We start from the raw sequence: 15152 nt of genomic DNA, 5'->3' as shown, positions 1-15152 counted from the left end.
TTCTACTATCCGTTCACTTGGATGACGTACCCACGCAGTTTGTAGGAGAACCACTATGGGTAGCTCGACACCGCTGCTGTTCATTGAGATAAACACGCCCGCTATGTGGCAATGGGATGTGTTTCTCGACCTGATGCGTCATATCAAAAAACTCCCCTTTAATGGCCTGATCGTGCATCAGCAATCACTGCTGGCCCTATTAGCCAAACCTTCACCGCGATGCCCGAGAGCCACGGTCGAACACATGTTGTTGGCTCGAAATAACGCCCTGCAATATCTGCAAAAAGTGGGGCAATATTGCGAAGAAAATCATCTTCAGTTATGGCTGCAAGGTGAGGCGACACCGGATAACCACGAGTTACGCCGTAAATTTCCTGAATATTTTCTTTCCACTGATTCCGATAATGAGGCGGCATTTCTTAACCTATTTTTTGGTGAAACATTGCCAGAAATATTGAGCCACTTGCCCACAGTACGCGGGTTGCGGCTGTCCCTCTCAACCCCCACCGTCCACCGAACCGAGTGGGCAACCGCCCTTCAGTGCCTCTACCAGAACCTACGCCTTCAGGGCCGCCAATTAGTTTTGCGCGACTATCAGGACAAAGAGTGGCCCCGCCAGCAATTAAAGATGGCGTTAGATGCTTTACCTCATGATGTTCGGGCTTCTATGAAAGCCACAGAATTGGACTATCGTCCTGGATTTGCTAACAACCCTAACTTGACCAGCCTATCCGGCTATCGTAAGTGGGTGGAATTCGACCTTTGGGGCATCGAATATGGTTGGGCACTGCTTCCGTGTTGCCTATTAGACGAACTGCAAAAGCGTCTACACTGGGCCAGCCAAAATCTAGGCGATGAACTTGAGGCCATCACCGCGCGCATCAACTGGGAGTGGCTCCCGAATAACCCACTCTTGGGGGCCGTCAATGAACTCAATTTGTTCGGCCTCTCGCGCTTAATCCGTACCCCTACCGTCTCGTCACAGGCTATTTTTACCGAGTGGTTAGCCCCCCATTGCGTGCACCCCCTGCCGCAACAGGAAATTGACGATCTGTTTGCCATTTACACCTCCAGTTATGACTGGATCTGCAAAACTTCCAGCTTGCTCGGCCGCTTATTACAGCGCCATAGCCAGCCACCTTTTGATTTTGAACAAGCGCTACAGTTGCTCCATATGGACACTCGCAGCGCCAACTGGTCACAATCTTTCCAGCCACTGATGCCCCCTGATGATGAAGTTGTTGGCGAGCAACAGATGCAACTCATCGCACTGGAAAAACAGAAATCTCGTTTCTTGGCTGAATATCTCCGCACTCAAGTGAACAAGAAATTACCCGCCATGGCGCTCACTGATACCTTCAAACAGACCCTTATCGATACTTGGGAACGTGCTTTTTGGTATACACGCGCTTTTAGTCATATTACGGAGGCTTTTGCACTCCGCTTGTGGATCCACAAGTATGGCGAACACCCTGAACAGCGACAGAAGCTACTGATCTCATTACAAAAGTTGAACCAGTTCATCACTGAACTTGAAGTGTGGTTTGCTGCCACAGGGGAGCACCACCCTTACACATTTAAGCTATTACTTGACCCACAAAGAATTCGGCATTTGGCCATGAGTTTGTTGTGTGATGCTTCTGCCCCTCTAAGCTTGAAATGAGCATAAGCATTTCACCTGAGAAATAAACGGGGCGAGTGGTGGGAAGAGAGGGAGAAAACGCGGTATTCGAGTAATGTGTGAGCAATGTTACAGAAGCCAAAAATTGTGCATGATGGCTGTCACAGAATGGCGACACTAAAGTGTGATGTTGGTCATTCCGCTTTTTATCTTTAAGTTTATCTCCGACGACAAGTTTATTTCCGGTGGCTTTGATATTGAGGCGGCATACAGTAAAGCCTGAAATATGACCTATTTCAGGCTTTATGGCATTTCCCGAATACGCATTATCTTTTCGGTTTTAGCTCTAGAATAGCTATCTAAACAGCGTCATTAACTCGGTGGGCACTATTCATTTTTAGCGAAGATCGCCCACTTTAATGTGGTCCATGTCATCAAATACCTGATTTTCACCCACCATGCCCCAAATGAAAGCATAGGCGCGAGTACCCACTCCAGAATGAATCGACCAGCTTGGCGAAATCACCGCTTGTTCATTTTGCACAATAATATGGCGAGTTTCTTGAGGTTGCCCCATCATATGAAATACACAGCTATCTTCTTCTAAACCAAAATAGAAATACACTTCCATACGCCGTTCATGTGTGTGGCATGGCATAGTATTCCAGAGATTGCCGGGTGCCAGCTCCGTCAACCCCATGCTCAATTGGCAAGTTTCTAGCACGTCTGGAATAAAGTATTTGTTAATGGTGCGACGGTTGCTCGTGAGGTTATCACCCAACGTCACCTGAGAAGTTTCTGCTGGCGTCACGTGCTTAGTGGGATATGCCCTATGCGCAGGTGCACAATTATAATAAAAGCGCGCTGGTTGCTGGGCATCCGTACTGGCGAACACCACATCTTTAGCGCCTTTACCGACATAGAGCCCGTCACGCTGGCCCATCCCGTAACAGGTACCATCAACCGTCACCGTTCCCGCCCCACCGATATTAATGATCCCCAGTTCACGACGCTCCAGAAAATAGCTGACGCCAAGCTGTTTCCCAACGTCACAACCGATAGTGACAGATTGGGTGACCGGCATGACACCACCCACGATAATGCGGTCAATGTGGCTGTAGGTCATCGTGAACTCATCTGCGCAGAAAAGCGTTTCTATCAGAAACTCTTTGCGTAGCCCTTGGGTATCAAGACTTTTAGCATGGTCGCTATGGATACTTTGACGAACATCCATTTTAGCTCCTTATCGTTTTGGTTTGAGGCTGCCGATAAATTTATACGCACCGATATAGCGGGTTCAAGAATGATAATCTTCGCTAAAAATAAGCCCGAGATTAATCAATAAAAACAGCCCGTTATCGCCCGATTTAATCAACTTTCAAATATAACAAAAAGCATATTATCAGTTCTTCGAAGCGTAAAATGTGACAACCAATAAAATAATATTCCATTTATAATGAACCTTAATTCCATTTAATCAACGGAATTAGCTGAAGACATGCAGTCTTGTCAGACCAAATAGGGAGCGGTACACATAAAATCAAATGAAGTAACGCTAAAATTGCAGAAAAAGTATGACGCGACGCAAAGTTATCACACCAAAATAATCAAGCCATTGGATCTTAATAACACTCACAATATAAATAACTTATATTTATCAAATAAATACAAAGTAATACTATACGGTTAATCTACCTACCCGAGACTGAAACGACTTTCCACTTTTGTGATATCACTCAATTTACAAAGCTGTATAATAAGTTACTTTGTGTTACATCTGATTCGCCAATGACATCTTTGGCAACCTATTAAAAACAGACTGTTCAATACAGATTGGGCTTTATCTGGCGTTCAGTTTATGTCTCAAAACCAGCTCATTACAGCAGGGTCATATCAGATAAAAATAACACCTGGGCCATATTCCAACCGTGTTTTGATTCACTGAGTCCTCCCCAGGTTTTTTAGTTCACTTCTGGAGATCACCAAATGGAATTATCAAAAACGCTACTCAGTCTTTGCCTCGCTTCCACAACATTATTCATCAGCCATACTTCTGTAGCCGCGCAGCAAATTAAAGCCGCAGATGTTCATCCCGCAGGTTACCCAAACGTCGTTGCCGTTGAGCATATGGGTGAAAAATTAAAACAAGCTACCGATGGCCGACTGGAAATTAAAACCTTCGCCGGTGGGGTATTAGGTGATGAGAAACAAGAGATAGAACAGGCGCAAATCGGTGCCATCGATATTATCCGCGTTTCCATGTCACCGGTTGCCGCGATCTTGCCAGAAGTTGATGTCTTCACCCTCCCCTATATTTTCCGCGATGAAGATCATATGCATAAGGTGCTGGACGGTGAGATCGGTCAGGAGATTGGCCAGAAAATTACCGACAGCGCCAAGTCAAAAATGGTCTTCCTGGGTTGGATGGATGGCGGCACCCGCAACATGATCACTAAAAAACCAATCAATAAGCCAGAAGATCTGCAAGGGATGAAAATCCGTGTTCAAGGCAGCCCAGTCGCACTCGCCACATTGAAAGCGATGGGCGGGAATGCGATCAGTATGGGCGTCAGCGAAGTCTTCAGCAGTATGCAGACTGGCGTTATCGATGGAGCTGAAAACAACCCTCCGACTTACATCGCGCATAACTACATGCCTGTCGCCAAAAACTACACCCTTACTGGCCATATGATTATTCCGGAAGTGTTTCTCTACTCTAAAGCCAAGTGGAACAAGTTGTCTGCAGAAGACCAACAATTGATCTTGAAACTTGCGAAAGAAGCCCAAGCCGAGCAGCGCCAATTGTGGGCAGCCTATAACCAAGAGTCTCTGGATAAAATGAAAGCTGGTAACGTCAATATTCAAGATATTGATCGCGATTATTTCTATAAAGCCACCCAACCCGTTCGCGATGAGTTTGGTAAAAATTACCAAGATCTGATCCAACGTATCGAAGCGGTCCAATAATCGTCTGGGGTGGAGGCGTCGTTCTCCACCTCTCTTTTTCTGACTAGGACCTAGGGGATTATTATGTCTCGCTCCTACTTATCGCTCATGGATTTCTTGTACCGTTTTTCTATCTGGTTGGCCGGTTTCGCCTTGCTCGTCATGACCGCCGTGATCCCCGTGGGTATTTTTGCCCGTTATATTCTCAACACGGGCCTCTCATGGCCAGAGCCTGTCGCCATTATCTGCATGGTGACATTTACCTTCATTGGCGCTGCCGTCAGCTATCGCTCTTGCTCTCACATTGCCGTTAGCATGTTGACTGACCGACTTTCGGAACCCATGAAGAAGGTTTGTTCCGCGCTCACCAATCTTATGATGCTCGCCATCAGCCTATTCATTCTCTATTACGGCGCTAACTTGTGCTTAGAACTGTGGGAACAACCCGTCGCGGAGTTTCCTGTTTTAACCGCAGGAGAAACCTACCTGCCGTTGCCAATAGGCTCATTTATCACGCTGCTGTTCATTATTGAGCGTATCTTTTTAGGCCCACAGAACCACCGTCCGGTGGTCATGCTGGGTAATTCCTGAGTCGTCATAAGGAGTTGATAGTATTATGGATGCACTTATTTTACTCATGACGCTCGGTGTCATGCTCGCCATTGGCGTTCCTGTTGCCTACGCCGTTGGCATTAGTGCGATCGTGGGCGCCTTTTGGATAGACTTACCACTCGAAGCGGTCATGATCCAGATAACCAATGGCGTCAACAAATTTTCGCTGTTGGCTATCCCGTTCTTTATTCTGGCTGGAGCCATTATGGCGGAAGGGGGAATTGCCCGCCGTCTGGTGAATTTCGCCTATATTTTTGTCGGCTTTATCCGCGGTGGCCTGTCATTGGTTAATATCGTGGCCTCGACCTTCTTTGGCGCGATTTCCGGTTCATCCGTGGCAGATACTGCCTCTATCGGTTCAGTCATGATCCCGGAAATGGACAAGAAAGGTTATCCGCGTGATTTTGCCGCAGCGGTCACTGCCAGCGGCTCAGTTCAGGCGATACTGACCCCGCCTAGCCATAACTCAGTTATATACTCACTGGCGACCGGCGGCACAGTCTCCATCGCCTCACTGTTTATCGCCGGGATCTTGCCAGGTTTATTATTGAGCCTGACACTCATGGTGATGTGCGTCTGCTTTGCCCATAAACGTGGCTACCCGAAAGGCGAACGTGTTCCCTTCCGCCAAGCGCTGAAAATCTTCGTGGATACGTTGTGGGGATTGATGACCGTTGTCATCATCATGGGTGGGATTCTTTCAGGCATCTTTACCGCGACTGAATCTGCCGCCATCGCCTGTTTGTGGTCATTCTTCGTCACCATGTTCATCTATCGTGACTACAAATGGTCTGAATTGCCTATTCTGATGTTCCGTACGGTGAAAACCGTCACTATCGTGATGATCCTGATTGGCTTTGCCGCCAGTTTCGGTGCCATCATGACCTATATGCAACTGCCCACGCGGATCACCGAGTTCTTCACCTCTATCTCAGACAACAAATATGTCATCCTACTGTGGATCAACATCATGTTGCTGTTGATCGGCACCTTGATGGACATGGCACCCTTGATCCTGATCTTGACCCCAGTGTTACTGCCGGTCGCGATCAATCTAGGCATCGACCCTGTTCATTTCGGTATGATCATGCTCGTTAATCTCGGTATTGGCCTGATCACTCCGCCTGTGGGTTCGGTACTTTTCGTCGCCAGTGCTGTCAGTAAACAAAAGATAGAGCAGGTAGTGAAAGCCATGCTCCCATTCTATCTCGCCCTATTCTGTGTGCTCATGCTAGTCACCTATATTCCAGCCATCTCGCTGTTCTTGCCTAAATTGTTTGGTGTACATACCGGATAATGGCGGCGATAAATCGATAAACAAACCCATTCTGCTCCGGAGTGGGTTTGTTATTTTTATGCAGGAACAACCTGTCGGTGTTAGGGCACCATCAAGCTCACTGAGATTATACGCGCTCAGAATTCATCTTAGAAAATAACCACTGAGCAAAACTCTGCATCGCGGCGGTTTCAGTACGGGATTGAAGACGAGTCAACCAATATCCTCCCAAGCTAACCGTCGTACTAAAAGGCTGAATAATGCGTTCACTGCGTAGCAAATGCATAAACATAGACGGTGGGGCCAGCGCGATGCCGATTTCGGCCTGTGCGGCTTCTAACATACCGACCGATGAGTCAAATACGATAATTTGCTGAGAAGGAGAAGGGACACTGACCCCTGCGGCGGTAAACCATGTCGACCACTCATCGCGACGATAAGAACGAAGCAACGTAAACTTTTTGAGATCAGCGGGATGGCGTAAGTCCCTCGCCAATGCTGGTACACATAATGGCGACAGTGGCGCATCACATAAGAATTGTGACTCTGTCCCATGCCAAGCACCAGTGCCATAACGAATCGCGTAATCCAGCCCTTCAGCCACCACATCGACACGGTTATTATGTGTTGAAAGGACCAATTCAACATGTGGATGCTGATGCTGAAAATCCCGCAAGCGCGCTAAGAGATAACCGTTGGCAAAGGTTCCCACAACACCCACCCTGACTTTCTCACGTACGATCCCTGCGGAAAAACGGTCTAATGTGTCAGCAATACGATCAAAAGAATCGTTAAGAATAGGTAATAGGTTCTCGCCTTCAGTTGTGAGGACTAACCCCCGTGAAATACGAATAAAGAGGCGGCAATTGAGGTGTCGCTCTAGCGCTTTGACCTGCTGGCTGATAGCGGCATGAGTGACATTTAATTCGATAGCAGCCTTAGTAAAACTTAACTGTCTGGCCGCAGCTTCGAAAGCACGTAGTGAATTTAGGGGTATATAGCGGCGAACCATAGGATTATCTGTTAGTTTTTCTATTGGCAAATGCCAAATATAATCGATTGTGATCCATAGTCAATCACTGCAGAATTTGTCGCGCAGAAGGAGCCACACTGCTTATTACTCATCGTTCTATGGAAGATTACCCAACAATGAAAAAGTCTATCATCAATACGCTGGTCTTTACCGCGTTCGCAGCTACCCCACTTTATATTTCGGCACAAACAATACTGACGCCAAAGCAAGTCGCGGCAGTCGTTAATGACACGATTGATCCTCTCGTCGAAGAGCAAGATATTCCTGGCATGGCCGTCGCGGTGTTTTATAACGGAAAACCACAGTTTTTTAACTATGGCGTCGCCGATAAAAAAACAGGCCGCCCAGTGACCGAAAATACCCTCTTCGAACTGGGTTCTGTCAGCAAGACTTTTACTGGCATCGCGGGGGAATATGCTGCGCAAACCGGCATCATGAACCTTAATGATCCGGTGACAAAATACGCTCCAGAGCTTACTGGGGATCAGTGGAAAGACGTGAAAATGTTGCATTTGGCAACGTACACGGCGGGCGGTTTACCTCTTCAACTTCCTGATTCAGTTATCGACCAAACAACATTATGGCAATTTTATCAACAATGGCAGCCGCAATGGGCACCTGGTGTGATGCGTAATTATTCCAATGCCAGCATTGGATTATTTGGTGCGTTGGCAGTAAAAAGAAGTCAGTTAACGTTTGAGAACTACATGACTCAGCATGTATTTCACCCATTAAAACTGGATCACACCTTTATTACTGTCCCTGAGGCTATGCAGTCAAATTATGCATGGGGATATAAGGATGGCCAGCCAGTGCGTGTCACATTAGGTATGCTGGGTGAGGAAGCTTACGGTGTGAAATCCAGCTCGCACGATATGGTGAAATTCCTTCAGGCCAATATGAACCCAAATAGCTTACCGGCTGGGAACGATGTACTGAAAAAAGCGATCACCGCCTCTCAATCACGTTATTTCCAAGCGGGTGAAATGTTCCAAGGGTTAGGATGGGAAATGTATAACTGGCCTATCAATCCGCAGCATGTTGTGGCTGACAGTGGCAATGATATCGCCTTGAAGCCGCGTAAAGTTGAGGCGTTGGTACCACCAGTGAATGCCATGCCTGCATCTTGGGTACATAAGACGGGCGCAACCAATGGCTTTGGTGCTTATATTGTTTTCATTCCAGAAGAAAATATTGGCATCGTCATGTTAGCGAATAAAAACTACCCTAACCCTGTTCGTGTCCAAGCCGCCTATAATATTCTTCAAGCCTTACGTTGATGATAGCGTCATTTTGATTTGATAGCCTCTTGAGTAGCAACTGCTGGTTGAGAGGCTTTACTTCATGATACGCACCACAAACTTAATTAATAAAGAGTTATCATTACTTATTAATACCAAACCACATCATAATTGCAAATAGTAGCCCCAAGGTACCCACGGCTGGCACCATCATTAATATACTTGTACCGAAAATATTCTCTCTCCCCCTCCAGACAATGATAAATTAGCAGGATTCACATTCTGTTTTTTTAAAAGACATAATTAAACCCTCTTAAATGAGGAGCTCGGTGGCAGGCTCTCCAACCTCTTCTTGCCACGTGGAAAGATTTGGATGCGGTTTTAGCCGTCTTTCCGCCATCGTCTTGAATACGTTGAAAGTCAACGCCTCTTGCTTCAACCCGCCCTGACAGCCAGATTCAGTATAAAACTGCCTCAAAAGAGCGTTCACGCAGTTCATCACATTGACCACAACTCAGCGAGAGTAAGACTTATACCCATCAGGCTTTCCCATAAGGCAAATATTTTCCTGGCCATAGCCTATCGACGATAGATAAAACAAGGTGTTAGCGATATTGAAAAGATAGAAATGTTGCTAAAGAGCACTAAAAGGCGCGAAATATCCCTAGTGATTTGGATCAATATTTGCGGTAATAGAGTCTATAAAGAATAATTCAATAAAATGATATAATAAAATCATTTAAAAAAATAACATTTTGTTAAGAAATTAATCTGTATTTTACATTTAAATTTTGAAATCTATTCCATGAGGAAAAGAAGTATGAATTATAACATTGATAATAAAATAATCTATCAAGAGGAGAATGGTAGGCTATGTAGCATTATAGCCCCCGAAAATACAGTCAGGTTGTCAATCACCCCTGCAAGAATACTAAGCTATCTACTTGAAAACAAAGATAGAATCATCACTCGCACTGAAATATTGGAAAAGGTTTGGGATGAGTATGGGCTCCAGTCCTCTAATAACTCTCTATCGCAAAATATATCTTTATTACGCAAATCATTCCGAGAATTAGGCTATATTGAAGAGATTATCCTAACAGTTCCTAAAGTCGGTTTCAGAATAAGTGAAAACGTTATCATAGAAACTGAGCAACCCTTATCTCAAGATCAGATTGAAATTGAAGAATCTTCTCATTCCCACGAAATGCCACCTCAGCCAAAGAGAAAAGGAAGGTGGGCAAATTACACGCTATTAGTCACACTAATAGTTGCTTCAATACTTCTAACCACGCTACTCGCGCAGCTTGTTGATAAAGAAAATATGGACATTGTTCCCGAGGCCAAATTATATCCGATCGGTAATATTGGACAATGCCCTGCTTTTACACTTGACCATTATTCAGAAAAACTAGTCGCTTCGAAATTACAATTAGCCACTGAACTAGCAAATAAGCATTTACCCTGCATTGATAATTCCATCTATATATTTAAGCTTGATGATAACTATATCCAAAACCATTCTGGTCGAATCTTCCTTAGTCTCTGCTCAATCTCTAAACTACATGACTCTTCATTTTCCAACTGCCAGGATGTATATATCTATGAAAATTAAAATAATTAATTATACATTTGCAATTTATGTCATTGCAATTAGCCTCCTGTTATTAATATCAGCTTGGTTTGGTATACCAGCATTTTTCTTACGCGATTCTCTGAATATCTACTGTGTGTCTTCTTACTCGGCACCCTCGTTGCCGGAAAAAACATCAGCCAATGGAACATTATTGATCCGGTTAGGGAAAAACAATAAAGGATCCTTTAGTATTTCCGGTACTCTCAATCAAGAGGGGAATAATCCACCGACAGCTAAGAAACTGATTTTGCGTGAAGTTATATTTGATTATGCCGTTGAAGGTAATGGTTTTATCACTATTCATAATACAAAACTAACTCGAAGTGCCTCTGATAAAATTTCAGACGAATTTTTCAACCAAAATGTATGGGATTTATCCCGATTGTCTCGTCAACTTAAAGTAATCCGTATAAAAAATGCATGGCTATTCGGTTCATCTTTTTCACCAACAGTGATGTGTGTGAATAAAATCTAAGCATTTCTTGTTCCCTTCCCTCTTGAAGGATGAGGGTTTGGAACAAGCTTAGGCAAAACTAATGAGTACAACTGACAAACTTTCAAAAATTGAGTTTATTAATGATTCGAAGAAGGGTGAAAGCGAATACATAATAAGCGATAAAGCAAACATCCCTATACTTAATGATAGAGGAAAGCCAACCACAAAAATTGAAAGTTGCGGGGTAAGACGATTCAATATCCCCATAATTAAGTTCAAGCACAGTAATAAAGCAACGACGGGTAACGCCAGCATCATGCCACTTTTAAAAATAACACCGGATGCTTGTACCAACGCCATAAAGCCCCCTGCTTCTAATGGCCGCTCTTTGACGGGTAAAATATCAAAACTCGCGGCTAAAGCATCAATCAGCAACAAATGGCCGTTGAAATATAGAAAAAGTAGGGTAACAAGTAAATTCAAAATACGGGCAATAACGGGCATATTCTGGCCGCCCGAGTGGTCATAAAACGTCGCGAAGGAAAGCCCCATTTGCAATCCCACGAGTTCTCCACCATGGCGAACAGCAACAAAAATAAATTGGACGATAAACCCCATCGCGATACCGATGATAACTTGCTGGATCCCCACCCAAAGTCCAGAAATAGACAATATCTTCACATCGGATTCTGGAAGGTTAGGTGCAATTAAAAATGTCAGTATCAGTGCCAACCCAACCTTCAACTTGCCGCTTATTTCCTTCTCGTTATAAATTGGCGCTGAACTAAAAAGGGCCAAAATACGCAGAAAAGGCCAAAAATAATGATTAATGTACGGATAGAGGCTAGCAACCGACAGGGTGAGCATCGTTATCCCACCACATTTGGAATATTAGTGTATAGCGTACGCATATAGTCGAGGAACACCCCCAACATTCTCGGTCCCAGCACAACGCCAACGAGAGTGATCATCAATATTTTAGGAATGAAAGAAAGGGTCATTTCATTTATCTGTGTCGCCGCCTGCAAAATACTGACCACCAGCCCTGTCACCAACGCTGCCAACAACAGAGGAAGCGCGATTGTTAAGCCGACCTTAATCGCTTCATAGCCCATCGCCATAATACTTTCTGGTGTCATGGTGGTTCTCCTTTATCAGTTGTAAAAACTCTGAGCGAGTGAACCCATCACCAACTGCCACCCATCGACCAGGACAAAAAGCATCAGCTTGAATGGCAAAGAAATTGTTGCTGGGGGTAGCATCATCATCCCCAAAGCCATTAGCACACTAGCGATAACCAAATCGATGATCAGAAAGGGAATAAAGACCGTAAAACCAATTTGAAAACCGGTTTTCAGTTCGCTGGTGACAAATGCAGGCATCAAAATACGTAATGGCACATCCTGCGGCGTGGCATAATCTTCATGCTTCGCAATTCGGGTAAATAGCGCTAAATCACTTTCACGGGTATGTTCCAACATAAACGCTCGAAAAGGCTGTTCCGCCCTTGGCAGTGCCGCCTCCATGGTGATTTTGTCCTCCGAAAGTGGTACCCATGCATCCTCATACACACTATTGAAAACCGGCGACATCACAAAAAAAGTCAGAAAAAGTGCCAGCCCTAATAACACCTGATTAGGGGGAGTAGATTGCGTACCTAATGCGCTTCTGAGCAGGCCCAGCACAATAATAATGCGCGTAAAACCGGTCATCATCAGCAAACAAGCAGGCAAGAAAGTCAGCGACGTCAGTAAGATCAGCGTCTGTACCGGTAACGACCATCCTTCTGTCTGGCTGCCTCGCGCTAGCAACAAATCACCATTGGCAGCCCACGCCATCGGCGCAGGTAACAAAATAGCAATGAGTGCAATGAGCAAAGGTGCCCAATTTTTAAGTTTCACGTTCAACCATCGCCTCGCAGCTTCTTGGTGGCGACGTCCGTTAGCATCTTTTGGAAGGTCACGGGTGTAGCGGTATTCTCTTCAGGCTTATCGATACTCGATAGGCAACTGATATTCTCGGCGCTAACGCCTAAAAGCAGCCATTGCTGATTAAACTCAACCACCACCAGTCGCCCTTTCGGGCCGAGTGGCAGATTGCGCTTAATCGAAATAATAGTGTCGCCTTGTAATCTGCCGGAAAAAAGTTGAAAACGCTTAAAGAGCAAAGCGGCCACAACAAAAATCATCAATACGATGACTAAACCTCCTCCAACTTGCGTCAGAAGAGAAGCAGATGAAAAGGCAGCACTTGCAGGCGCGGTAGTTTCAGTCGTTAACTGTAATGGCGTATTCATTAGCGGCTCAGACGGTGTATGCGCTCTGAAGGAGTAATAATATCCGTAATGCGCACACCAAATTTATCGGAAATAACAACCACTTCACCTTGAGCAATAAGATAGCCATTGATTAAAATATCCAGCGGCTCACCCGCCAATCCTTCAAGGGAAACAATCGATCCTTGACTCAAATTCAGCAGTTCTTTAATGGTCATTTTTGTCCGGCCAAGTTCAACGGTCATATTGACGGGAATATCAAGTATGAGGTTGAGGTCGTCGGAAAAATTCGCGGTAACGTCTTCTGGGCTTGTCGTTGCAGTTGCCGCTGTATTTGTATTCTCTGCTGACGATTGTTCGCTCATGGCATCTCCCCACAAGCTATCCATTGAATTGCTCTGGTCTGCCGATGACATTTCATTATCACTCATTAATTAAGTACTCTTTTTTAAACGATAACAAAGCCGAAGTGATGAGTTTTTCAACCTGCAAAGCATACTGATTGTCTACGCAACCATATTTAGCTGACAGGACAGGGACATTATCGACTAGGGCTTTAATTGAATCGGGTTTATCAAGATGAATAACATCGCCTTTTTTTAACTGTAAAACCTTAGAGAGGCGAGTAGGTATTTCAGCTAACTTTGCCACTAACTCAAGTTCAGTATTTTTAACTTCATGCGCTAGGGTATTACGCCAGTGCACATTTTCTTGCTTGGAGTTTTCAAGTGGTGGATTTGTCAGTAATTCGCGAAGCGGTTCAATCATGCTAAATGGAATACAAATATCGAACTCCCCACTGTGTGAACCGATCTCTACATAAAACGGCGTCGTCACGACAATATCGTTGGGTGAGGAAGTAATATTGGTAAATTTAACCTGTATTTCCGCACGAACGTATTCGGCTTTAAGCTGAAAGATTGAGCTCCATGCTTCATCGTAGGCTTGTAATGCCATAGACAGCATACGTTTAATGATACGCTGTTCAGTGGGCGTAAATTCGCGACCATCCACTTTAGTGGGGAAACTACCATCGCCACCAAAGAGATTATCGACTGCCATAAAAACGAGATTTGGCGAACAAACAAATAGTGCCGTCCCTCGCAGCGGGGTTAAGTGCACCAAATTTAGATTTGTTGGAACAGGTAAATTTCGGGCAAATTCATGATATGGCTGAATTTTAATGCCCCCAACGGTGACATCTGGGCTCCGACGCAACAAATTAAATAACCCAATACGAAACTGCCGAGCAAAGCGCTCATTAATAATCTCAAGCGAGTGTAAACGCTCACGGATAACCCGCCGCTGAGTATTAGGATCATAAGGGGTAATATTGCCATCAAGACTCAATTTGTCTGTGGAACTGTTACTCTCTGCCTGATTGCCACCGTTTAACAGCAGATCAATTTCGGCCTGAGATAAGATGCTGTCAGACATAAGTATTACCGTAGTATGAATGCGTTAAATAAGACATCGGTGACCTGAATGTGCTCTTGATTTGTCTGAAGCTGATTAATCGTCTCTTTAATTTTATCCGCTAATTGAGGTTTTCCTTCGTCAGTAGAAAGTTCGCTCGCACTTTGCTGAGAAAAAAAGACGAGCAAACGACTACGAATTTCCGGAAGAAACTTCTCAATATTTTCTTTTGACTTTTCATCTTTTAACTTCAGAGTCAGACCAATATAGAGTACACGTCTATTTTCCTGCTCTGATGGTTTTAAGCTAAGCGTAAATGTTTCCATCTGATAATAAATAGGTGCAGGGGACACTATGGCAGGCTCACTGTTGATACCTTCGGTCCGTTCTAATAATTGTTTTTTGACTGCCTGATGCTCAAACCAGATATATGCAGCCAGTGCCATCGTCGATATGGCAAGGCTCATAAAAAACAGCAAAACCCATGGGATTTTGTTTTTCCCATCGGATATATTTCTTTTCTTGGACATACTAATAATGAATCCTGTTTCATTAATTCCACCGGTAAAAAAATAACGCCCCGGATGAGTGCTTTATTTTATTACAACTTACCAACAGAGCAATTCTCTAAAAAACGAAAATAAGTGTCCATAATTGAAC

General features: G+C 44.5%; 16 protein-coding genes. 7 read left to right on the top strand and 9 right to left on the bottom strand.

Going from position 1 to position 15152, the window contains the following annotated elements:
* The first annotated feature begins 55 nt into the window (after positions 1-55).
* On the top strand, positions 56-1663 hold the full coding sequence (locus DA391_RS04035; RefSeq protein WP_050286718.1) for a hypothetical protein: 1608 nt from the start codon (positions 56-58) through the stop codon (positions 1661-1663).
* Between the two features lie 355 nt (positions 1664-2018).
* Here the strand turns inward: DA391_RS04035 and kduI are convergent, their stop codons facing one another.
* The gene (gene kduI / locus DA391_RS04030) at positions 2019-2855 is read right to left on the bottom strand and encodes a 5-dehydro-4-deoxy-D-glucuronate isomerase (protein ID WP_108087397.1); all 837 of its coding nucleotides are present in this window, start codon (positions 2853-2855) and stop codon (positions 2019-2021) included.
* A gap of 752 nt (positions 2856-3607) precedes the next feature.
* Here kduI and DA391_RS04025 point away from each other — a divergent pair.
* The 3 genes from DA391_RS04025 to DA391_RS04015 all read left to right on the top strand — a co-directional run bounded on the left by DA391_RS04025 (position 3608) and on the right by DA391_RS04015 (position 6476).
* On the top strand, positions 3608-4588 hold the full coding sequence (locus DA391_RS04025; RefSeq protein ID WP_050083277.1) for a TRAP transporter substrate-binding protein: 981 nt from the start codon (positions 3608-3610) through the stop codon (positions 4586-4588).
* 63 nt (positions 4589-4651) lie between these two features.
* The gene (locus tag DA391_RS04020) at positions 4652-5158 is read left to right on the top strand and encodes a TRAP transporter small permease (protein WP_019211778.1); all 507 of its coding nucleotides are present in this window, start codon (positions 4652-4654) and stop codon (positions 5156-5158) included.
* A 25-nt stretch (positions 5159-5183) separates the two neighbouring features.
* Positions 5184-6476 (top strand): TRAP transporter large permease, encoded by a 1293-nt coding sequence (locus DA391_RS04015; protein WP_019211779.1) that lies wholly within the window; start codon positions 5184-5186, stop codon positions 6474-6476.
* A gap of 106 nt (positions 6477-6582) precedes the next feature.
* Here the strand turns inward: DA391_RS04015 and ampR are convergent, their stop codons facing one another.
* Positions 6583-7467, bottom strand: coding sequence for a LysR family transcriptional regulator AmpR (gene ampR / locus DA391_RS04010; protein WP_050083276.1), 885 nt, complete (start codon positions 7465-7467; stop codon positions 6583-6585).
* A 137-nt stretch (positions 7468-7604) separates the two neighbouring features.
* Here ampR and ampC point away from each other — a divergent pair, with 137 nt between their 5' ends.
* From ampC to DA391_RS03990, 3 genes are all read left to right on the top strand, one after another.
* Positions 7605-8768: a class C beta-lactamase gene (gene ampC / locus DA391_RS04005; protein ID WP_072084826.1), complete on the top strand. Its 1164-nt coding sequence runs from the start codon at positions 7605-7607 to the stop codon at positions 8766-8768.
* Between the two features lie 781 nt (positions 8769-9549).
* Positions 9550-10344: a winged helix-turn-helix domain-containing protein gene (locus DA391_RS03995; protein ID WP_050083273.1), complete on the top strand. Its 795-nt coding sequence runs from the start codon at positions 9550-9552 to the stop codon at positions 10342-10344.
* Complete coding sequence (locus tag DA391_RS03990; protein WP_050083272.1) at positions 10334-10840, top strand: hypothetical protein; 507 nt, start codon at positions 10334-10336, stop codon at positions 10838-10840. The genes DA391_RS03995 and DA391_RS03990 overlap by 11 nt, the downstream gene beginning before the upstream one ends.
* Positions 10841-10888: 48 nt before the next feature.
* Here the strand turns inward: DA391_RS03990 and fliR are convergent, their stop codons facing one another.
* From fliR to fliL, 7 genes are all read right to left on the bottom strand, one after another.
* Positions 10889-11668, bottom strand: coding sequence for a flagellar biosynthetic protein FliR (gene fliR, locus DA391_RS03985; protein WP_050083271.1), 780 nt, complete (start codon positions 11666-11668; stop codon positions 10889-10891).
* A 2-nt stretch (positions 11669-11670) separates the two neighbouring features.
* On the bottom strand, positions 11671-11940 hold the full coding sequence (fliQ, locus tag DA391_RS03980) for a flagellar biosynthesis protein FliQ (RefSeq protein WP_019211794.1): 270 nt from the start codon (positions 11938-11940) through the stop codon (positions 11671-11673).
* Between the two features lie 15 nt (positions 11941-11955).
* Positions 11956-12639: a flagellar type III secretion system pore protein FliP gene (gene fliP, locus DA391_RS03975; protein ID WP_050083295.1), complete on the bottom strand. Its 684-nt coding sequence runs from the start codon at positions 12637-12639 to the stop codon at positions 11956-11958.
* A 65-nt stretch (positions 12640-12704) separates the two neighbouring features.
* Positions 12705-13097, bottom strand: coding sequence for a flagellar biosynthetic protein FliO (fliO, locus tag DA391_RS03970; RefSeq protein ID WP_050083270.1), 393 nt, complete (start codon positions 13095-13097; stop codon positions 12705-12707).
* Positions 13097-13507 (bottom strand): flagellar motor switch protein FliN, encoded by a 411-nt coding sequence (gene fliN / locus DA391_RS03965; protein ID WP_050083269.1) that lies wholly within the window; start codon positions 13505-13507, stop codon positions 13097-13099. The genes fliO and fliN overlap by 1 nt, the downstream gene beginning before the upstream one ends.
* Entirely contained in the window at positions 13500-14513 is a 1014-nt protein-coding gene (gene fliM / locus DA391_RS03960) for a flagellar motor switch protein FliM (RefSeq protein WP_019211798.1), read from the bottom strand. Before fliM ends, fliN begins: the two co-directional genes overlap by 8 nt.
* A gap of 5 nt (positions 14514-14518) precedes the next feature.
* Positions 14519-15022, bottom strand: coding sequence for a flagellar basal body-associated protein FliL (gene fliL, locus DA391_RS03955; RefSeq protein ID WP_050083268.1), 504 nt, complete (start codon positions 15020-15022; stop codon positions 14519-14521).
* Positions 15023-15152: the final 130 nt, after the last annotated feature.

It is taken from the genome of Yersinia massiliensis, assembly GCF_003048255.1.
Lineage (GTDB): Bacteria > Pseudomonadota > Gammaproteobacteria > Enterobacterales > Enterobacteriaceae > Yersinia > Yersinia massiliensis_A.
The sequence above is the reverse complement of the archived record's forward strand: the minus strand, read 5'-3'. Positions and strand labels throughout refer to the sequence as shown.